This is a genomic window from Variovorax nivicola (assembly GCF_051216475.1).
In the GTDB taxonomy this organism is placed as follows: domain Bacteria; phylum Pseudomonadota; class Gammaproteobacteria; order Burkholderiales; family Burkholderiaceae_C; genus Variovorax.
On record NZ_JBPJZK010000004.1, the window covers coordinates 471,802 to 492,252 of the forward strand.

At 67.1% G+C, this 20,451-nt stretch carries 16 protein-coding genes; 10 read left to right on the plus strand and 6 right to left on the minus strand.

Features of this window, described 5'->3' with window-relative positions; all coding sequences use genetic code 11:
- Window positions 1–67: 67 nt before the first annotated feature.
- Window positions 68–1,117 carry an SPFH domain-containing protein gene (locus ACSFBF_RS18935; RefSeq protein WP_435469581.1) on the minus strand — a complete coding sequence of 350 codons (1,050 nt, stop codon included), beginning with the start codon at window positions 1,115–1,117 and terminating at the stop codon, window positions 68–70.
- A 177-nt stretch (window positions 1,118–1,294) separates the two neighbouring features.
- Here ACSFBF_RS18935 and ACSFBF_RS18940 point away from each other — a divergent pair, with 177 nt between their 5' ends.
- From ACSFBF_RS18940 to ACSFBF_RS18955, 4 genes are all read left to right on the plus strand, one after another.
- Window positions 1,295–3,643 (plus strand): NADP-dependent malic enzyme, encoded by a 2,349-nt coding sequence (locus ACSFBF_RS18940; protein WP_435469583.1) that lies wholly within the window; start codon window positions 1,295–1,297, stop codon window positions 3,641–3,643.
- Window positions 3,644–3,823: 180 nt separating this feature from the next.
- Window positions 3,824–4,237 (plus strand): guanyl-specific ribonuclease, encoded by a 414-nt coding sequence (locus ACSFBF_RS18945; protein WP_093055030.1) that lies wholly within the window; start codon window positions 3,824–3,826, stop codon window positions 4,235–4,237.
- Between the two features lie 50 nt (window positions 4,238–4,287).
- Window positions 4,288–4,713 carry a barstar family protein gene (locus tag ACSFBF_RS18950; protein ID WP_086011111.1) on the plus strand — a complete coding sequence of 142 codons (426 nt, stop codon included), beginning with the start codon at window positions 4,288–4,290 and terminating at the stop codon, window positions 4,711–4,713.
- A gap of 77 nt (window positions 4,714–4,790) precedes the next feature.
- Window positions 4,791–4,934: a hypothetical protein gene (locus ACSFBF_RS18955; protein ID WP_176928788.1), complete on the plus strand. Its 144-nt coding sequence runs from the start codon at window positions 4,791–4,793 to the stop codon at window positions 4,932–4,934.
- Window positions 4,935–5,002: 68 nt separating this feature from the next.
- On the opposite strand, the gene rsmA is transcribed toward ACSFBF_RS18955, so the two are convergent.
- From rsmA to ACSFBF_RS18970, 3 genes are read right to left on the minus strand one after another with little or no spacing between them, the layout of a single operon-like run.
- Window positions 5,003–5,767, minus strand: a complete 765-nt coding sequence (gene rsmA / locus ACSFBF_RS18960) for a 16S rRNA (adenine(1518)-N(6)/adenine(1519)-N(6))-dimethyltransferase RsmA (protein ID WP_435469586.1) — start codon at window positions 5,765–5,767, stop codon at window positions 5,003–5,005.
- 4 nt (window positions 5,768–5,771) lie between these two features.
- A complete protein-coding gene (locus ACSFBF_RS18965; protein ID WP_435469588.1) occupies window positions 5,772–7,178 on the minus strand; it encodes a peptidylprolyl isomerase in 1,407 nt (468 codons plus the stop codon).
- A 21-nt stretch (window positions 7,179–7,199) separates the two neighbouring features.
- Complete coding sequence (locus ACSFBF_RS18970) at window positions 7,200–9,716, minus strand: LPS-assembly protein LptD (RefSeq protein ID WP_435469590.1); 2,517 nt, start codon at window positions 9,714–9,716, stop codon at window positions 7,200–7,202.
- 235 nt (window positions 9,717–9,951) lie between these two features.
- Between ACSFBF_RS18970 and ACSFBF_RS18975 the strand changes: the two genes are divergently transcribed.
- From ACSFBF_RS18975 to ACSFBF_RS19000, 6 genes are all read left to right on the plus strand, one after another.
- Window positions 9,952–11,049 carry an aminoglycoside phosphotransferase family protein gene (locus tag ACSFBF_RS18975; RefSeq protein WP_435469592.1) on the plus strand — a complete coding sequence of 366 codons (1,098 nt, stop codon included), beginning with the start codon at window positions 9,952–9,954 and terminating at the stop codon, window positions 11,047–11,049.
- Window positions 11,050–11,118: 69 nt separating this feature from the next.
- Window positions 11,119–11,838, plus strand: a complete 720-nt coding sequence (locus tag ACSFBF_RS18980) for a 16S rRNA (uracil(1498)-N(3))-methyltransferase (RefSeq protein WP_435469594.1) — start codon at window positions 11,119–11,121, stop codon at window positions 11,836–11,838.
- A gap of 95 nt (window positions 11,839–11,933) precedes the next feature.
- Window positions 11,934–13,292 (plus strand): M20/M25/M40 family metallo-hydrolase, encoded by a 1,359-nt coding sequence (locus ACSFBF_RS18985; protein WP_435469596.1) that lies wholly within the window; start codon window positions 11,934–11,936, stop codon window positions 13,290–13,292.
- A gap of 101 nt (window positions 13,293–13,393) precedes the next feature.
- Window positions 13,394–13,846: a YidB family protein gene (locus ACSFBF_RS18990; protein WP_435469598.1), complete on the plus strand. Its 453-nt coding sequence runs from the start codon at window positions 13,394–13,396 to the stop codon at window positions 13,844–13,846.
- Window positions 13,847–13,951: 105 nt separating this feature from the next.
- The gene (locus tag ACSFBF_RS18995; RefSeq protein ID WP_435469600.1) at window positions 13,952–16,864 is read left to right on the plus strand and encodes a DUF4132 domain-containing protein; all 2,913 of its coding nucleotides are present in this window, start codon (window positions 13,952–13,954) and stop codon (window positions 16,862–16,864) included.
- Window positions 16,861–18,048, plus strand: a complete 1,188-nt coding sequence (locus tag ACSFBF_RS19000) for an MFS transporter (protein ID WP_435469601.1) — start codon at window positions 16,861–16,863, stop codon at window positions 18,046–18,048. Before ACSFBF_RS18995 ends, ACSFBF_RS19000 begins: the two co-directional genes overlap by 4 nt.
- On the opposite strand, the gene ACSFBF_RS19005 is transcribed toward ACSFBF_RS19000, so the two are convergent.
- Complete coding sequence (locus ACSFBF_RS19005; protein WP_435469603.1) at window positions 18,020–18,877, minus strand: alpha/beta hydrolase; 858 nt, start codon at window positions 18,875–18,877, stop codon at window positions 18,020–18,022. The genes ACSFBF_RS19000 and ACSFBF_RS19005 overlap by 29 nt on opposite strands.
- Window positions 18,874–20,385 carry a M20 family metallopeptidase gene (locus ACSFBF_RS19010; protein WP_435469605.1) on the minus strand — a complete coding sequence of 504 codons (1,512 nt, stop codon included), beginning with the start codon at window positions 20,383–20,385 and terminating at the stop codon, window positions 18,874–18,876. The genes ACSFBF_RS19005 and ACSFBF_RS19010 overlap by 4 nt, the downstream gene beginning before the upstream one ends.
- Between the last annotated feature and the right edge of the window lie 66 nt (window positions 20,386–20,451).

The following is a 20,451-nucleotide window of genomic DNA, read 5'->3' on the forward strand; positions in this document are numbered from 1 at the left end:
TCAAGCCAATGAGGCTTCTGACGCCCGTCGAACAGGCGTCAGGCGCTATCGGGAACATAGCGCCAGGTCAGACGAGCTTCTTGAGTAATTCGACCTTCTTGGCGTCGAACTCCTCCTGGGTGAGGATGCCCTTGGTCTTGAGTTCGCCCAGCTTTTCGAGCGTGGTCATCACGTCGGCGGCGCTCACCACGGCCACGGCGGGTTGCTGCTGCGTCGCCGCGGCCTGCGCGGCCGCGTTGGGGCTCAGGCCCTGCGCGAGGTTCTGTGCCAGCACTTGGCCCAGCGCCACGCCGGCGCCCAAGCCCATTGCGTCGCCCGCGATGCCGCTACCGCCAGCCGCGCCCTCGGCGAACTTGGGAATGGCCTGCGCCGTCTGGTACTGCATGAACTTGCCCATGTCGTTGCCGACCATGCCCATGCCGATCTTCTGGTCGAGGATCTTCTGCAGCTCTTCGGGCAGCGAGACGTTCTGGACCGTGATGTTCTCGAGCTTGATGCCGATCTTCTCGAACTCGGGCACGAGCTGCGCGGCAAGCGCCTGCGCAAACTGGATCTGGTTGGCCGCAAGGTCGAGGAAGGGCACGCCGCTGGAAGCGATGGCGTTGCTGATGTTCTGCAGCACCAGGCCGCGCAACTGGCCGTCGAGGTCGGCCACGGAATAGATGTCGCGCGTGCCGGAAATCTCGGTGTGGAAGGCCTTGGCATCGCCGATGCGGAAGGAGTAGTTGCCGAAAGCGCGCAGGCGCACGGCGCCGAAGTCCTTGTCGCGGATCGTGATCGGCTGGGGCGTGCCCCACTTCTGGTCGACCTGCTGGCGAGTGCTGAAGAAATAGACGTCGCTCTTGAAGGGGGACTCGAAGAGCTTGTCCCAATTCTTCAGGTACGTGAGCACGGGCAGCGTCTGCGTCGTGAGCTTGTACATGCCGGGGCCAAACACGTCGGCCACTTTGCCTTCGTTGACGAAGACGGCAACCTGCGACTCGCGAACGGTGAGCGAGGCGCCGTTCTGGATTTCCATCTCCGCCATCGGGAAGCGCCAGGCCAGCGTGCCATCGCCGGTCTCGGTCCACTGGATGATGTCGATGAACTGTTTCTTGATGAAATCCATCAGGGCCATGGTTGCTCCTCTTCAGGTTTTTTCAGGTTTTATCCGAACTGTGCATATTGCCACAGCGACTTGACAGCGCACCCGTGCTTTTGGTCATGGTTGGCACCGGCCATGCGGTGTATGACTTTACGAACCGAGGTCTACAATCGGCGCCCCCAGAAGAAGCGCCACCAGGAGCTACGGCACATGTCAGATTCGACCCCCTCGACCTCATCGACTCCCACGCCCGAAGACAAACGCGCCGAGTTGCGACGTGCCGCCCTCGAGTACCACGAGTTTCCCGTTCCCGGCAAGATCGCCATCGCGGCGACCAAGCAGATGGTCAACCAGCGCGACCTGTCGCTGGCCTACTCGCCCGGCGTGGCCGCGCCCTGCGAGGAAATCGTCAAGGACCCGGCCAACGCCTTCAAGTACACCTCGCGCGGCAACCTCGTCGGCGTGATCAGCAACGGCACCGCGGTGCTCGGCCTGGGCGACATCGGCCCGCTGGCCTCCAAGCCGGTCATGGAAGGCAAGGGCGTCCTGTTCAAGAAGTTCGCCGGTGTCGACGTGTTCGACATCGAGATCGACGAGAAGGACCCGGTCAAGCTGGTCGAGATCATCGCCTCGCTGGAACCCACCTTCGGCGCCATCAACCTGGAAGACATCAAGGCCCCGGACTGCTTCTACGTGGAGCGCGAACTGCGCAAGCGCATGAAGATCCCGGTGTTCCACGACGACCAGCACGGCACGGCCATCACCGTGGCGGCCGCCATGGTCAACGGCCTGAAGGTGGCCGGCAAGAACATCGCCGAGGTCAAGCTGGTCACTTCGGGCGCGGGCGCCGCGGCGCTGGCCTGCCTGAACCTGCTGCTCAAGGTCGGCCTGCGGCGCGAGAACGTGTTCGTGACCGACTTGGCCGGCGTGGTCTACGAAGGCCGCGAAGAGCTGATGGACGACGACAAGCGCCAGTACATGCAGAAGACCGACATGCGCAAGCTGTCGGAGGTAATCGTCGGTGCCGACGTGTTCCTGGGCCTGTCGGCCGGTGGCGTGCTCAAGCCCGAGATGGTGGCGAAGATGGCGGCCAAGCCGGTGATCTTCGCGCTGGCCAACCCGAATCCCGAGATCTCGCCCGAAGACGCCCACGCGGTGCGCGACGACGTGATCATGGCCACCGGCCGCACCGACTACCCGAACCAGGTCAACAACGTCCTGTGCTTCCCGTACATCTTCCGCGGCGCACTCGATTCGGGCGCGACCACGATCACTGACGAGATGGAAATCGCTGCGGTGCATGCCATTGCCGATCTGGCGCAGGCCGAGCAGAGCGAGCGCGTGGCCGCCGCATACGTCGGTGAAAAGCTGTCATTCGGCCCCGAATACCTGATTCCGAAGCCCTTCGACCCGCGCCTGATGATGAAGATCGCGCCGGCCGTGGCCAAGGCGGCCGAGGAAAGCGGCGTGGCGCTGCGTCCGATCAAGGACATGGACGCCTACCGCGACAAGCTGCAGAACTTCGTCTACGCCTCGGGCACGACGATGAAGCCGATCTTCGAAGCGGCCCGGCGCGCTTCGAAGAAGCGCGTGGCGTACTGCGAAGGCGAGGAAGAACGCGTGCTGCGCGCCGCGCAGATCGTGGTGGACGAGGGCATCGCGCGCCCGACGCTGATCGGCCGCCCGGCCATCATCGCGCAGCGCATCGAGAAGTTCGGCCTGCGCCTGAAGGAAGAGCTGGACTACGACATCGTCAACGTCGAGCAGGACCACCGCTACCGCGACTTCTGGCAGACCTACCACCGCATGACCGAGCGCAAGGGCCAGACGGTGCAGACCGCCAAGATCGAGATGCGCCGCCGCCTCACGCTGATCGGCGCCATGCTGCTGCACAAGGACGAGGTGGACGGCATGATCTGCGGCACCTGGGGCACCACGCTGATCCACCTGCACTACATCGACCAGGTGATCGGCAAGCGACCCGGCGGCTGCGAGAGCACGCCGCAAGACGTGCCGGTGTACGCCTGCATGAACGGCCTGCTGCTGCCCGACCGCCAGGTGTTCCTGGTCGACACGCACGTCAACTACGACCCCTCGCCCGAAGAACTGGCCGAAATCACGACCATGGCGGCCGAGGAAATGATGCGCTTCGGCCTGAAGCCGAAGGCGGCGCTGCTGTCGCACTCCAATTTCGGCACCAGCAACGAGCCCAGCGCCATCAAGATGCGCAAGACGCTCGACCTGCTGCGCGTGCAGGCGCCCTGGCTGGAAGTGGACGGTGAAATGCACGGCGACGTGGCGCTGGACAGCAAGCAGCGCGCGGTCGTCATGCCGCACAGCGCGCTGGCGGGTGACGCCAACCTGTTGGTTTTTCCGAACATCGACGCGGCCAATATTTCCTACAACCTGCTCAAGACTGCGGCAGGCGGCAATATCGCGATCGGCCCGGTTCTGCTTGGTGCGGCCAAACCTGTGCACATTCTCACGGCGAGCGCGACTGTTCGGCGCATCGTGAACATGACAGCCTTGACAGTGGCTGACGCAAACGCCGAGAGATAAGCCATTTGGCGAGAGTGGCCGCCAACTTAAAGCGCCACTCGATCCCCTCGCGACTGCTCAAACTTTGAGCAGTCGCTTGCTATTTTCGCCAGCGTGGTGCACACTCGCGGGCTTGAATTTGCGGGTTAACCCGACGTTGATCGCCGATTCGAACCCCCCGCTCTTTTCTTGTGGTGCCCCATGGCGGCTTACGCCTCGATCACGTCCTCTGTCACAAAGTTTGCGCTCACCAGTCTGATGCTGGTGGCGTTGACGACGGGGGCCGAGGCCCGCGGATGGTTCGGCGCCGGAAAAACGTCCACCGAGGAAACGATCGCACTGTCCGAATTGCCGGCGCAGGGCCAACGAACCTACCAGGCCATCCTGAGTGGCGGTCCGTTCCGGTATGACAAGGACGGCACGGTGTTCGGCAATCGCGAGCGTCTTTTGCCACCCGCACGCCGCGGCCACTACCGCGAGTACACGGTTACGACGCCCGGTTCGCGCAACCGTGGTGCACAACGAATCGTCTGCGGCGGTGAACAACGCACGACGCCCGAGGCCTGCTGGTACACCGCAGACCACTATGCGAGTTTCAGACGGATTGCGCCATGAGCGATGAAAACGACCTGAGCGGCGCCCCGAAGCGCCCCGAAGAAATGATGATGACTATGGAAAGACCAGCGGAGATGACCTTATCCCTTCGTGCCGTACGCCCGAACATCGTGCAATCGATCCGCGCGTTCCGCGTGAACGACCTGCAGGACGCGGCCAACGCGGCCGGCCAGCACTTCCTGTACGCCAACCTGGGCAACGCCCAGACCAAGCAGGACGTGCTCGACCTGATCGCGCAGCAGTTCACGTTCCCGGCCCACTTCGGGAAGAACTTCGACGCGCTGTACGACTGCATGACAGACCCGTTGCATAAATCGGGCCCGCAGCCAGGTTTCGTCATCGTGCTGGAGCAGATCCCGGCCAACGCCAAGTTCGACAAGGAAGCGCGCGAGCAGCTGCTCGACATCTTCCGCGACGCCTCGGACTACTGGGGCGACCGCAAGGTCCCGTTCCGGTGCTTCTATTCTTTTCTGTAGCCCGTTCTGCATCTACCAGCCAAGCAGAACGGGCGAACGAGGCTCAGCCGAACGCTGAAACCCTCGATGGCATCGAAGTGAACACCACCGCAACCGCAGCGGCAGCCTCCACCGAACCGGCCGGCGAAAAAATGCCGACCGACAAACTGGTCGACGTGTCGCCCCTGGCGCTGCGCATGAGCAGCCCCTTCAACGCGGGTTATTGGCTCGCCGCCGCATAAGCAAGCAGGCTTAGGCGTTTGCAGCCTCCGTTAAAAAGCCCGTCGCAGACGGGCTTCTTTCATGGGTTTCACGGGATGGTGGCCTGGGCCAGCGCGACGTATTCGTCGACGGGCACTTCCTCGGCCCGCCGCTGGACATCGAATTCGCCAGCAAAGCCGTGCTCCTGCAGCCACTTGCCCAGCGTGTGCCGCAGCAGCTTGCGGCGCTGGCTGAAGGCAACCTGCACGATCTCGCCCAGACGGGCAGCATCGACCGCCGGCGGCGTTGCCAGCGGCACCATCCGCACCACGGCGCTGTCCACGCGCGGCGGCGGGTCGAAGCTCTCGGGCGGCACGAACAGCACGTTCTGCATCTCGTAGCGCCACTGCAGCATCACGCTCAGGCGGCTGTAGTCCGAGGTGGCGGGCCTGGCCACCATCCGGTCGATCACTTCTTTCTGCAGCATGAAGTGCTGGTCGGCGACCAGATGGGCGCTACCCAGCAGGTGAAACAGGATGGGTGTGGAGATGTTGTAGGGCAGGTTGCCCACCACGCGCAGCGGCTTGGCCGGGAACCTGGCGGCCAGCTCCGCGAAGTCGACCTTCAGCACATCGGACTCGATCACGTCGAGTTGCGCATGTTCGCGCAGGCGCTTGGCGAGATCGCGGTCGAGTTCGATCACGGTGAGGCGGCCCAGCCGCTCGACCAGCGGCTGCGTCAGCGCCGCGAGCCCCGGCCCGATCTCGACCATGGCGTCGCCGGGCTGCGGCGCGATCTCGCGCACGATCGCATCGATGATCCCTCCGTCGGACAGAAAGTGCTGCCCGAACCGCTTCCTGGCGATGTGTGCCATCGAATCAGGATTGCGGTGGGTCGCGGTACTCGACGTAGGCGCGGGCGCGCACTTCCTGCACCCAGGTGGTGAAGGCCTCCTCTACGCGCTGTTCGCGCAGCGCAGCGCGCGCGGCTTCGCGCTGCTCCGACTGGCTGAGCTTGGAATCGCGGCGGCCCACCACCTGGATCAGGTGCACGCCGAAGCGCGACACCACGGGATCGCTGATCTGGCCCGGCGTGAGCCGGTCCATGGCTTCCTCGAATTCGGGCACGAACTGGCCTGGGCGCGACCAGCCGAGGTCGCCACCGTCCTTGGCGCTGCCGTCCTGCGAGTTGTCGCGGGCGAGGCCGGCGAAGTCGGCGGTGCCGGCCTGCACGCGGCGCTTGAATTCGGCCAGCTGCGCAACCGCCTGCGCCGTGGTGCGCTTGGGGTCGTTGAGCAGCAGGATGTGGCGCACCTGTGTCTGCGTGACCGTGGCGTCGCCAGAACCGATCTGGGCCTTGGCGATGACCTTGAGCACGTGGAAGCCGGCGCTGGAGCGCACGGGCCCGGCGATGCCGTTCACCGCGGTCGATTGCGTGGCCTCGACGAACAGCGACGGATAGCGGTCGGCACTGCGCATACCGATGGCGCCGCCGTTGGCGCGGTCGGGCGAATCGGAGTTCTCGCGCACCAGCTTGGCGAAGTCTTCGCCGGCGCGGGCGCGCTGGGCGAGGTCCTGTGCCTTCTTCTGTGCCGCGGCCACCTGGGCGTCGGTGGCGTTCTCGGGAACGGCCACCAGCACCTGCGCGAGGTTGAGGTTCTCGAGCGCGACGTTCTTGACGGAGGTGTTGCGCTGGTCGCGCAGGTATTCGTCGGCCTCGACGTCGCTGATCTTGACCTTCGACTCGACCTCGCGGTCACGCAGGCGCGTGAGCAGCAGCTGGTCGCGCAGGTCGTTGCGGAAGTCCTGCTGCGCGATGCCTTCGGTGGCCACGCGGCGGCGCAGCTCGACCAGGCTGACCTCGTTCTGGCGTGCCACGGTCTGCTCGGCCTGGTCGATGGCCACTTCGTCGACCTTGATGCCGTTTTCCTTCGCGAGCTGAAGCTGCGCACGCTCCGTGATCAGCCGCTCCAGCACGAGCCGCGTGAGCTCGCCGCGGGGAACGCGCTCTGCGTCCGGGTTCTCTTTGATCAGCCGCGACACGCGCGTCTGCACGTCCGTGTTGGTGATGGGCTCCGAGTTGACCAGCGCAACGATGAACTCGGCCGAGCGCTGCACGGGCGCCGCGGCAGGCGCCGTCGACGGCCGCGCGGCCGGCGGGCCCAGGCGCGGTCCGGCGCGCATGATGTCCGTGATGCCGGTGCCGGAGCGGTAGCCCTGCGCACCCGACGTTGCAGCCACTGCCGCGAGGCAGCCCAGGGTGATGATGGAACGGATGTATTTCATGGCGTCGCTCAGTCAGTCGTCTCAGTCGTAATTGGTGAAGCGGCTTGGCGCTTCGCCCGGTTGGCGCAGGGGTTCGTAGCGCTGGATGTTCTGCCGCAGGGCCTGCATGGGGCTGGAGCCGATGCTGGAGAAGCCGACGAATTCGAGCTGGAACATGATGCGGGTGTTCGCCGTCACCTGGCCCGTGGTGATGCGCTGCAGCACCACGCGCCCGATCCAGCAGCAGCCGTCGTACTCGAAGCCGAGCACGCCGTCCGTGAGTTTCTTGTCCTGCAGGCTGTAGTTGAGCCGGCCGACCGCATACCAGCGTCCGCCGCCCTGGCCCTTGCCGGGGCCGAGATTCTTGCCCTTGTCGCCCCACAGGTCGTTGATGGGCCATTGCCAGCCCACGTCGATCGACTTGCTGCCGTCGGTCGCGGTCGGGGTGCTGGGCGCCTGGTAGCGGAAGGCCGCGCTCAGGTTGTGATACGGCTCGGGGTTGTAGCGCGCGCTGATTGCCGAACGCTCCGACTTGCGCGTGTCGGGGTTGTACTGCACGAGGGTGTCCAGGCTCCACTTGGGCGTCCAGTTGATCTGGGCGCCCACGAGCAGGTCACTCGCGCGGTCGGTCACCGGCGTGCCGCCGGGCAGCGTGACCTTCTGATCGCTGAAGCGCAGCCGCTGCGCGATGCCGAAGCGCGCGGCCTCGACGCCGGTGGCCGGATCGATCAGGCGCGAGGTCACGCCGAGCGTGAGGGCATTGGTGTCCGAGACGCGGTCACCGCCCGAGAACGCGTTCTCGGTGTAGATGGTCGCAAAGCTGAAGTCGTTGGCCGCCGAATCGTAGTTCGGCAGCATGCTCTGGTTGCGGTACGGCGTGTAGACGTAGTAGGCGCGCGGCTCCAGCGTCTGACGGAAGGCGCGTCCGAAGTAGTTGGCGTCGCGCTCGAAGGTCAGGCCGCTGTCGAGGCTGAAGGTCGGCACCACCCGGTTGCTGGAAGTCGGGAAGAAATACAGCGAGCTTGGGTTGTAGACCTGGCCGTTGACGTACTGGGTGCCGTTGACCGTGACCGTTGGAATGGACGACTGCGGCAGGTAGTAGTTGTACGAGGCCGCGTTCAGCATCACCTTGGGAATGACGAACGAGCTCGGCGTGATGAACGGGCGGCTGATCGAGGCGACGGCCATGGCGCGGTCGCCGTCGGGCTGCGACTGCTGGGTGGCGTCGTAGCCGAGCTGCGACGGCAGGATCGTGTTCACGCGGAAGTGCGTGTAGTCCAGGTTCAGCGAAACGTCGAAGCCGTGCCAGTCGTACTTGTTGTAGTTGGCCGTGATCTGCGGCATCTTGTCGTACGCCGGCACGATCGGCGACAGGTCGTACTGCAGGTTCTGGTACTTCAGCGTGCGGACGATGCCGCTCCAGTCGCCCTTGCTCCAGTTGAGCGATGCATCGTTGGGCAGCTGGCGCTGCGCGAGCGACGGCGTGCGCGTGAAGTCGCGCCAGTAGTCGTTGTCGCTCACCCGGTTGATGCTGATGTTGGCCGACAGCGAGTCGAGGCCCAGCGCCTTGGCATCGAAGTCCTGGTGATGCGTGCCCCACACGCCCCAGCGCTTGGTGTCGCCGAGAGTGGGGTAACGCTGGCCCATCAGGCGGTCGCTGCCCATCAGGTCGAAGCGGATCGTTCCGTTGTATCCCTTCTCGAGGTAGCGGAACTCGTTGCTGAAATTGATGCCGCGCTTGCTCATGATCGTCGGCGTGATCGTGGCGTCGCGGTTGGGCGCGATGTTCCAGTAGTACGGCTGCGCGATCTCGATGCCGTTGGTGTTGTCGATGCCGATGGTGGGCGGCAGCAGGCCGCTCTTGCGCTCGTTCGACAGCGGGAAGCTCACGCTCGGAATGGGCGGCGTGGTGATGCCCATGAAGCTCAGCCGCGCATTCTTGGCCACGCCCTCGTTTTCCTCGGTGTCCGTGGTCATCGTGGTCGCTGTCAGCAGCCAGGCCGGCATCCAGCCCGGGAAGTCTTCGCGGCGGCAGGTGGTGTAGGTGGCTTCGCGGGCGATCGACACGTTGGCGTCGACGAAGTCGATGCGCTTGGCCTCGCCGTGCGCTTCGTTCACGAGGAACTGGTAGCGCACGTTGTTGAAGAAGCCCTCGAAGGTCTCCAGCTTGAGCTGCAACTCGGGGCCTTCGTACACGTTGCCGGCCTGGTTGACCCGCACGTTGCCGGTGGCCTTGGCGCGGTCGTCGGGCTGGTAGTACTCGAGCCGGTCGGCGGTAATGGAAACCGCACCGCGCCGCAGCGTGGCGTTGCCCTCGACCACGGTTTCCAGGTCGGGCCGGCCGGAGATGCGGTCGCCGGTGACGATGCTGGGCAGCTGGCCTCGGTCCGCGGGCGTCAGGGTTTCGGTCAGCAGCGGCGTGCGCTTCAGCGTGAGCGGGGCGTCGAAGTTGCCGGCCGTCTGCGCGGAGGCGCCGTGTGCATGCATCAGGGCCAGCGACAGAACGGCCAGCGGTAGCGGCGGGCGCGAGCGCCGCGGGGCGACACGACGTCGGTTCATCAGGCCTCCCGCCCGGCCGTTCCGAGGAAAGCGGTCGACTCGCCCGGGAAGGGCAGCGAGCGCACAAGGTGCCAAGCGTGAGGGCTTTGGGTCGTAGGCATCGGTTCGGAACGAAAAATCGTCGGGGGACGGCGCGGCAGGCCGGCGGGTTGCAGGGGCCGGCAGCAACCCGCATCGGCCGGAAGCCGGCCAAGGGGGATTGCCGCGCCAGGCGGATTTGTAGAATCGATTATCCATGACAGCATCCCCGCCTCCGGCCTCATTAGCCCCAAGCCCCGCCGAGACCATCCTCTGGACTGATCCGCAGCGGGCCGAAGTGTTCCGGGGCTGGCTGGCCGCCATCGCGCCCGCCCACCGGTTGCTGCCTGACACCGTGCGGCTCGCCTCGGTCGACGCGAGCTTCCGCCGCTACTTCCGTCTCGACACCACCGACCCGGCCGCGCCCACGCGCATCGTGATGGACGCGCCGCCGGACAAGGAAAACAGCGCCCCCTTCGTCCAGGTGGCGCAGCTGATGGCCGGTGCCGGCGTGCTCGCCCCCACGGTGCTCGAATGGGACAAGCCGAACGGCTTTCTCCTGCTCGACGACCTGGGCCGCCAGACCATGCTGGACGTGATCGATCCGGCCCAGCCCGACGCGAGCCGCCCGCTCTACGACCAGGCCATCGATGCGCTGATCCGCTGGCAGCTTGCCTCCAAACCCGGCGTGCTGCCACCCTACGACCGGGCGCTGCTCGAGCGCGAACTGGCGCTGTTCCCCGAGTGGTACATCGGCCGCCACCGCGGCATCGCCGTCGAAGGCAAGTTGAAGGAGCGGCTCGATCGCAGCTTCAAGCTGATCGTCGACAGCAACCTCGCATCGCCCAGCGTCTACGTGCACCGCGACTTCATGCCGCGCAACCTGATGATCGGCAACGGCACTGCGCTCGGCGTGCTCGACTTCCAGGACGCCGTGTACGGCCCCGTCACCTACGACATCGCCAGCCTGATGCGCGATGCCTTCCTGAGTTGGGACGAAGAGTTCGTGCTCGACATCACCATCCGCTACTGGACGGCTGCGCGCAAGGCCGGCCTGCCGGTCGACGAAGACTTCGGCGCCTTCTACCGGGCGGTCGAGTGGATGGGTCTGCAGCGCCATCTGAAGGTGGCCGGCATCTTCGCGCGCCTCACGCTGCGCGACGGCAAGCCCAAGTACCTGGCCGACACGCCGCGCTTCATTGCCTACATCCGTGCCACCGCCAGCCGCTACATGGAGCTGACGCCGCTGCTGCGCGTGATCGACGAAATCGAGGGCACTTCGGCCATCACGGGCTTCGCATACGGCCGTGTCTGAAGGAAAACTGAAAAAGCACCACCCTGTGACGGCCGTACAACGGTCGCTCGCAGCTATTGATTTCATAGCATGCCGCGTTTTCACTGTTCCGTGCCGCTGAGCGCCGGCGCCAGCCTGGCGCTACCGGCCGGTGCCGCGCGCCATGTGCAAGTGCTGCGGATGCAGCCCGGCGATGCGCTCACGTTGTTCGATGGCGCGGGCGGCGAGTACGAGGCCACGGTCGAGCGCATGGGCCGCAGCGACGTCGCCGTGGCTGTCGGCGACCACCTGCCGGTGGAGCGCGAGGCGCCGCGCGCCGTGCACCTCGCGGTCGGCATGCCGGCCAACGAGCGCATGGATTGGCTGGTCGAAAAAGCCACCGAGCTCGGCGTGGCGAGCATCCAGCCGCTGGCCACCGCCCACGGCGTGCTGCGCCTGTCGGGCGAGCGCGCCGAAAAGAAGCGGGCGCACTGGGAGGCGATCGCGGTCGCGGCCTGCGAGCAGTGCGGACGCAACCGCGTGCCGGTGATCCATCCGGTGCAGTCCTTCACGGGCTGGCTCGAGACCAATGAAGCCTCGGCCGTGCGCCTCGTGCTGAGCCTTGCCGAGGGCACACGCAGCCTCGCCGACACACTTCAAGCTCCGAACGACCAGGGCGTGACCGTACTGAGCGGCCCCGAGGGCGGCCTGAGCAGCACCGAAGAACAGCAAGCCATCGCCCGCGGCTTCGCTCCTATCACCCTCGGTACGCGCGTGCTGCGCGCCGAAACGGCGGCGCTGGCCGCGCTGGTGTCCCTGGCCGGGCTCTAAGCAGGGCCGCGAGGTGGGTGTTTTCCGCGACGCGCACGCGGAAGGCTTGAGAAACAATCGTTACTTCATTAAGACAAAAGAAGGACTTTTGGCCCATGTCCCGCTCGCCAAGTTCGCCGCGCTTTGCCCCTTTCGTTCTGGCCGCGCTGCTCTGCGCCACGCATGGCGCGCTCGCCCAAAGCCAGGCTGTCGCCCCCACGCCCGCGCAAGTCAGCCCCGAGGTCGACAAGGCCTATGTCCAGCTGATGGCCTCGCCTGCCATCCAGAAGCTGCTCGACGCGGTCAAGGCCGACCATGAGCGCGCGGTCGAAGACCTGAAGGCGCTGACCGAAATCGAGGCACCGCCCTTCAAGGAGCAAAAGCGCGCCGAGGCGTTTCTCGCGCGCATGAAGGCGCTGGGGCTGACGCACGCGAAGATCGACGCCGAAGGCAACGTCGTCGGTCTGCGCAAGGGCATCGGCGGCGGCCCGAAGCTGCTGATTTCCGCGCACCTCGACACCGTGTTCCCCGCCGGCACCGACGTGAAGGTGAAAGAGCACGATGGCCGGCTCCACGCACCCGGCATCGCGGACGACACGCGCGGCCTGTCGGTGCTGCTGTCGTGGCTCAAGGTGCTGAACGACAACAAGATCCAGACGGTAGGCGACCTGATGATCGTCGCCAACGTCGGCGAGGAAGAACTCGGCAACCTGCGCGGCATGAAGGCGATCTTTCGCGACAACCTCGACATCGACGGCATGGTGGGGCTGGAGCCGTCGTCGCCGGGCGCGGTGCTGGTGCTCGGCACCGCGAGCCACCGCTACGAGGTCACGTTCCAGGGTCCGGGCGGCCACAGCTTCGGTGCGTTCGGCCAGGTACCGAGCGCCATCCACGGCATGGGGCGCGCCATCGCGAAGATCGCCGACGTGCGCACACCCAGTTTCCCGAAGACAACCTTCACCGTCGGCACCGTGGGCGGCGGCACTTCGGTCAACACCATCGCGCCCGATGCGCGCATGGCCATCGACATCCGTTCGGACGACATGGCCTCGCTGCTCGAAACGGAGAAGAAGATCCTCGCGGCCATCGACGAAGCCGTGGTCGAGGAAAACAAGCGCTGGAACGTGAGCACACTGAGCGTGAGCACCAAGCTCATCGGCGACCGCCCCGGCGGCCGCACGCCGCCCGATTCGGTGATCGTCGAGGCCGCGATCCGTTCGAACGCCGCCTTTGGCAACAAGACCCTGCTGCGCGGCGGCAGCACCGATGCCAACGTGCCGATCGCGCTGGGCATTCCCGCGATCATCGTCGGCGGTGGCGGCAAGGCCTCTGGATTCCATTCGTTGAGCGAGTCCATTGACGTGACAGATGCATGGAAAGGCGCGCAGAATTCGCTGGTTACCGTGCTGGGCCTGGTGGGCGTGCAGGGGGTCAGCCCCGCATTGCTCCCCAAACGGACAGCGCGTACCAAGTAATTTGTCACGTTGCCAGTTCGAAAGTGGACGTGCCACTTTCTGCTTACGGTCCGCGGCATTTAACAATGCTGACGGTTCTGTCACACACCAAGGAAAAAGCCATGGGATTGCTCGATTCGGTACTCGGTCAAGTGCTTGGAGGCGCTGCGCAACAGCAGCAACCGCAAGGCGGCGGATTGGGCGATCTGGGAGGCCTGGCCGGCGCGCTGGGCGGCCTGCTCGCCAACAACGGCGGGCAGGGCGGCCTGGGCGGTCTGGTCTCGAAGTTCGAGCAGGCCGGCATGGGCGACGTCATTGGCTCATGGGTCGGCAAGGGCGAGAACCAGCCGGTCTCTGGCGATCAGCTGCAGAACGCGCTGGGCAGCGACACCATCGCCAGCATCGCATCCAAGCTCGGCATCAATGCGCAAACGCTGCTGCCGATGCTCGCCACCATGCTGCCAGCGCTCATCGACCAGCTCACGCCGCACGGCAAGGTCCCCGACCAGGGCCTGGGCAATCACGACGACCTGCTGGGTTCGCTCAGCGGTCTGCTGCAAGGCAAGCAGTCCTGAACTGACGGACTGCGTTCTCCAGGATTCCGGCGCCCGCGAGGGCGCTTTTTTTTGGCCCGTGCGTGTTGGCCGACAATCCCGCTCGCATCAATGGAGAGCAATGGCATGGCGGGCAGTCGCAAGTCGAAAGAAGAAGGTCTGGACGCGCAGCCCGATGGCACCGTGCGGTGGTCCAAGGGCATGAGCGAGGCGCTCGCACAGTTCAACGACCGGCCCTGCGGCCACTGCGGTGGTTCGCTGTCCGACGAGCGCAGCCTGGCCGACAGCCTCGACTTCTTTCGCCGCCACCGTTCCAGCTTCTACCCGCCACGCGCCGCGCGGCTGCGCATGCTCGACATGCACGGCGCCGCGGCGGCAGAGCTGTTCTTCGAGCCGTCCCCGCACAAGGAAGCCGTCACCGACCTGCTGGCCATCCACGACGCGGCTGTCGTGCGTTTCTTCGTGGCCCAGGTCAAGCAGATCGACTGCAAGAACGCCCTCGTCAAGCAGGCTGCTCGTTGGCCGCTGTTCGTGCTGCGCGAACTGCTGTCGGCGAACCCGGCGCGGCACCAGGCCGGCGCCGCGCTGATCCTGGAGTTGCTGGCCGCGAACCCCGAGTGGCAGCAACCGCTGGAGGCCTCCTGCGACGACGGCCAGCGCAAGACGCTCGCGCGCCTGCAGGAGGACAGCTCCGCCGGCGTAACCGATGCCGCCCCCGACGTCTGGCCCGCGCTGCTGCGGCGCCCGCCCTGGAAGAACCGGCAGGCGCTGCCCGTCATCCCGACGCTGGCGTTGCAGCCACTGCCGCCGACGGCGCTGCTGCACTGGCGCAATCTGCCGCCGCCGCAGTATCTGCAGGCCACGGGCGAATCGTCCGACTGGCTGGCACGCGAGCTCCGCGCCTCGCGCGAACGCGCCGACCAGTGGATGGACGAATTCGCGCGCAACCAGCCCAACGCCCCCGCAGAGATCCGCGAGGGCGGCAAGGTGCACAAGGCCCTGTGGATGCTGGGCCTGCGCCCCGAGCTCATCGAGGCCGTCGCGGCAAACGGCCGCGAGATCGGGCCGGAAGACTTCGGCGAACCTCCGGCCACCCACTGGAGCGTTGCCGAATACATCTGGCTCCTGCCTGAACCGCTGGCCATCGCAGTGTTCACGCTCGGGCCCGCGCCCGAGCTCTACATGGGCGACGTCTCGCGCGTGCGCCCCATCCTCCATGCGTTCGGCGCGGCGGCGCTGCCGGGACTGCCGCGCTTCCTCAAGCAGGGCTCGCGCGCGATGTTCGAGCTGGCCTCCGTCATCGAATGGGACCCGCTCGCCGGCTGGATCGCCAAGGGCTTCCACACCAACCGCTGGGTCCGGCGCGAAGCGGGCGAGTGGTTGGCGCGCTACCCGGACGCGGCCGCGCGCGGCCTCGTTCCCATCGCGCTGGACGAACCCGGCCCCGCGCATGAAGCAGCGCAGGCCGCGCTGCGCTGGCTGCACGATGCCGGCCACGCCGATGCGGTGCGCAACCAGGCGCTCGCCTACGGCGCCGAAGCCGCCGACGCGGTGGCGCAGCTGCTGGCCATCGCCCCCGAAGAGCTGCTGCCCGACAGCCTGCCCGTGGTGCCGAAGACCTTGCCGCTGGCGGCGCTACCCCGCCTGATCCTCAAGCAAGGCGGCCTCGCGCTGCCGCAGGACGTGGTGCCCGACGTGCTGATGGCGATGATGCTCGGCAAGCCCGACGCGCCCTATCCGGGGCTGGCTCCGCTGCTGGACGCGCTCACGCCCGACTCCCTCGCGCGCTTCGGCCGCGCGCTGCTGGCCTGGTGGATCGGCAACGGCCGGCCGGCCAAGGAGCGCTGGATGTTCGCGCTGCAGGGCCGCCTCGGCGACGGCGAAACCGCGCGCCAGCTCTATGGCTTGCTGCGCCAGTGGCGCGCCGCGCTCGACCGCGTGCGGGCCTACGACGCGATGGTGATGCTCGGCGAGATCGGCAGCGACGCCGCCCTGATGCACCTGGCCGAACTCGCGCGCCAGACCCGCCACGACGACCTGCGCACCCGCGCCGACCGCATGCTCGGCGAAGTGGCCGAACAGCGCGGCCTCAGCCTCGACCAGCTGGCCGACCGCACCGTGCCTGATCTCGGCCTCGACACCCGTGCGCGCCTGACGCTCGACTTCGGCCCGCGCAGCTTCGAGGTGCGCATGGACGACAACTTCCAGCCCGTGGTGCACGACGCCAGGGGCAAGGCACTCAAGACGCTGCCCAAGCCGGGCGCGAACGACGACGCCGGCAAGGCCGCCGCCGCAACCACGCAGCTGAAAGAGCTGCGCAAGCTCGCAAAGACCGTCGCCACCACGCAGATCAGGCGGCTGGAGGCCGCGATGTGCGCGCAGCGCCGATGGGCCCCTGACGAGTTCATGCCCTTCTTCGCCAACCACCCGGTGCTGCGGGTCTTCAGCCGGCCTTTGGTCTGGGGCTTGTTCGACGCATCGGACAAGCTCGAAGGCACCTTCCGCGTCAGCGCCGAAGGCGAGCTGGCCGACCTGCAGGACGACGCGGTGAAGCTGCCCGAGGCCGCGCGCATCGGCCTGCCGCATCCGCTGGAGATAGCGGCCCTCGACCCGTCGTTGGCGACCGCATGGGCCGCAGTGCTGGCCGACTACGAAATCATGCAGCCCTTCGAGCAGCTGATGCGCCCGAGCTTCGTGCTCGACGAGGCGCTGCGCACCCGCCGCGAGCTCCCGCACTGGGCCGGCCGCGCCGTGTCGAACGCCGCCCTCATGGGCCTGGAAACGCGCGGCTGGCAGCGCGAGGTCGGCGACGGCGGCATGGTCAACAGCTTCAACAAGGCGCTGCCCGGCAGTGGCCGCATCTGCCTGATGCTGGAGGAAGGCTGGTTCGTGCAGGACAGCCCCGACGGCAAGGAGCTGCAGACCGTGCGCGCGGTGGCACTCGACGGCAAGGAAGGCACGCTCGGCGAGCTGCCGCCCATCGCCTTCAGCGAGATCGAGCGCGATCTGCAGCGCGCGATCCGGGAGACGGCGCCATGAACCGCAACTTGTGGCTGCTCGCCATCTGCCAGGGCCTGCTCCTGACGAACAACGTGACCTTCATCGCGATCAACGGGCTCGTGGGGCTGGCCATCGCGCCGCACGGCTGGATGGCGACGCTGCCGGTGATGAGCTACGTGGTGGGCGGCGCGCTCAGCACCGGGCTGGTGGCGCGCACGCAGCAGCGCTTCGGTCGGCGCGGCTCGTTCCAGATCGGGCTGGCGGTGGCGGTGGCGGTGGCATCGTCGCTGCTGTGCTGCTTCGCGGCGGTCACGAAGAACTTCTGGCTGCTGTGCTTCGCCACGGTGATCGCGGGCTACTACAACGCCAACGCGGGGCTCTACCGCTTCGCCGCTGCCGAGCTGGCAGCGCCGGCCTGGCGCGAGAAGGCGGTGTCGATGGTGATGGCGGGCGGGCTGATCGGCGCGGTTGCCGGGCCGAACCTCGCCACCGCCACGCGCGAAGCCTTTGCGGTGCCGTTCGCGGGCGCCTACATTGCGCTGGCCGTGGTGGCGCTGCTGTCGATGGCGGTGATGCACTTCATCGAATTCCCCGCCGCGCCCACGCGCAAGGGGGCAGCGGGCGGGCGCCCGCTGGCCGAGATCATGCGGCAGCCGGTGTTCATCGTGGCCGCCGCCGCGGGCGCGCTGGGCTACGGCGTGATGAACCTGCTGATGGCCGCGACGCCCATCGCGATGCAGATCTGCAGCCTGCCGTTCTCCGACGCCGCGCTGGTGCTCGAATGGCACGTGATCGGCATGTTCGCGCCGGGCTTCTTCACCGGGCACCTGATCCGCCGCTTCGGCGCGCTGCCGGTGATGGGCGTGGGGCTGGCACTGAACCTCGGGTGCATCGCCATCGCACTCTCGGGCGTGGAGCTGCACCACTTCATCGTGGCGTTGTTCCTGCTGGGCGTGGGCTGGAATTTTCTGTTCACCGGCAGCACCACGCTCTCGCTCACGGCCTACACCGCCGAGGAACGCGACCGCGCACAGGGCGCGCTCAACTTCTGCGTATTCGCCACGCTGGCGCTGACCTCGTTCGCCTCGGGTGTGCTGGTGACCACGCAGGGCTGGCAACTGCTGAACTTCGGCTCGCTGGTGCCGGTGGCGCTGACGGGCGCCGCGCTGATCTGGCTGGCGCGCAAGCGCGCCGTCAGGCCAGCGTCGGAAAGCGCCGGTTGAGCCAGCTTTGCAGGGCCGCGAAGACCGCGTCGGCTTCGAGCTCGTTGAAGATCTCGTGGTACAGCGCGTCGAAGCAGTGCGCCTCGACCTTGCCGCCTGATGCCGCGGCAGCAGCGAAGGCGCGGCTGGCGGCTGGCATCACGAGGCGGTCGTCACCCGCATAGAGAAGCAGCGTCGGCACGGGCCAGTTCGCGGCCCGCTGCTGCACCGTCGCGCCTTCGTACGCCAGGAAGCGCGCGAGGCGGCTGCCGATGCGGTCGTGCGTGAGCGGATCGTCGCGGTAGGCCTGCACCACGGCTGGATCGTGCGAGAGGTAGTTGTCATCGAGACCGTTGCCCACGCGCAGATTGGGCGCGATGCGCGGCAGCACAGCGAGCAGCATCTTCTGGAAGCCGCTCAGGCCCGGGTCGAGCCCCGGCGAGGAAAGCACCAGTCCATCGACTTGCCGCACATCACGCGCCACCAGACTCGCGGCGACCAGCCCGCCGAGGCTGTGCCCCAGCAGCACCAGCGGCAGGCCGGGGTTTTCGCGGCGCGCATCGTCGATCACGAGTGCGAGGTCGTCGACCAGCCGCAGTTCACTCGGCAGGCCGCCGCGCGCACCGGTCGATTCGCCGTGCCCGAAGTGGTCGTGCGCCCACACCGCGAAGTTCCATTCGTGCAGGCATTCCGCGAGCGCGTGATAGCGGCCCGCATGCTCGCCGAGCCCATGGACCACGACGATTACGGCGCGCGCCGGGCCGGGCGCCGGCAGCCGGCGCAGGGCGAGCGTCTCGCCGTCCGGGGTCGACAGCGAAACGCGCTGCGGCAAAGGCAGCGCCTCGCTCAAGCGGCCACCGGCTCCGATGTGGCCGCGCGGTGCGCAGCCGGCAATGCGGCGATCACTTCGGCCACGGCCGCGGTGAGCTTCTTGGCATAGGGCACGTGCAGGAACTCGTTCGGGCCGTGCGCGTTGCTCTTCGGGCCGAGCACGCCGCAGACCATCATCTGCGCCTTCGGGAAGCCGGCGCTGAGCATGTTCATCAGCGGAATGGTGCCGCCCTGGCCGATGTAGCCGCAGGAGGCGCCGAAGTGCGCCTGCGAGGCCTTGTTGAGCGCGTCCTCGAACCACGGCGTGATGGTGGGTGCGTTCCAGCCGGTGGCGCCGCCGTTGCTTTCGAAGGTCACGCGGGCCTGGTAGGGCGCGTTGTCTTCGAGCAGCGTCTTGAGGTTCTGCACCGCCTCGGCCGCATCGACCAGCGGGGGCAGGCGCAGCGACAGCTTGAATGCCGTGTACGGGCGCAGCACATTGCCCGCGTCCTTTAGTGCCGGAAAGCCCTCGGCGCCGGTCACCGACAGCGTGGGCTTCCAGGTGCGGTTGAGCAGGGCCTCGACCGGATCGGTGGTGGTCGGCAGCGCGAACATGGTCGAGCCGCCGCAGTCGTAGTGCGCCCACGGAAAGCGCTTGTAGACCTCTTCGCCGAGGATCGCGGCGGTGGCCCTGGCTTGCGCGAGCCGGTCGGCCGGCACTTCGCAGTGGAAGCTCGCGGGCAGCAGGCGGCCGGTGGCGCTGTCTTCGAGGCGATCGAGCACTTGCCTCATGATGCGGAAGCTCGATGGCACGAGGCCCGAGGCGTCGCCCGAGTGGATGCCTTCGGTCAGCACTTCCACCTTGAGCGTGCCGCTGGCCATGCCGCGCAGCGAGGTGGTGAGCCACAGCTGGTCGTAGTTGCCGGCGCCGGAGTCGAGGCAGATCACCAGCTCGACGTTGCCCAGGCGCGGACGCAGTGCGTCGACGTAGGGCAGCAGGTCGTAGGAACCGCTTTCCTCGCAGGTCTCGATCAAGCCGACGATGCGCGGATGCGCCGCGCCCTGGCTCTTGAGCGCCTGCAGCGCGGCGATGCTGGCGTACACCGCGTAGCCGTCGTCGGCGCCGCCGCGGCCGTAGAGCAGGCCGTTCTCGTACTTGGGCGTCCATGGGCCGAGGTCGTTGCGCCAGCCGGTGAACTCGGGCTGCTTGTCGAGGTGGCCATACATCAGCACGGTCTCGCCCATGTCGGTGCCGGTGGCCGGCACTTCGAAGAACAGCACCGGCGTGCGGCCTTCGAGGCGCACGATCTCCAGCTTCAGGCCTTCGACCTTCTGCGCCTCGACCCAGGCGGCGGCGTTGCGCAGCACGGTCTCGAGGTAGCCGTTGGCCGACCAGTCCTTGTCGAAGCCGGGCGACTTGGCGGGAATGCCGATGTAGTCGGTGAGTTGTCGGACGATGTCGCCGTCCCATTGGGCGGTGACGTCGGACAGGGCGCGCTCGGCGTCGAGCGTGCCGGCGGGCATTTCGCGGTGCAGGGGGGCGTTCATCGGTGGGTTCTCCGCGGGTGACGAAAAGGCGCATTTTGCGCCTTGAGGCGACCGCGCGTAGAGTGC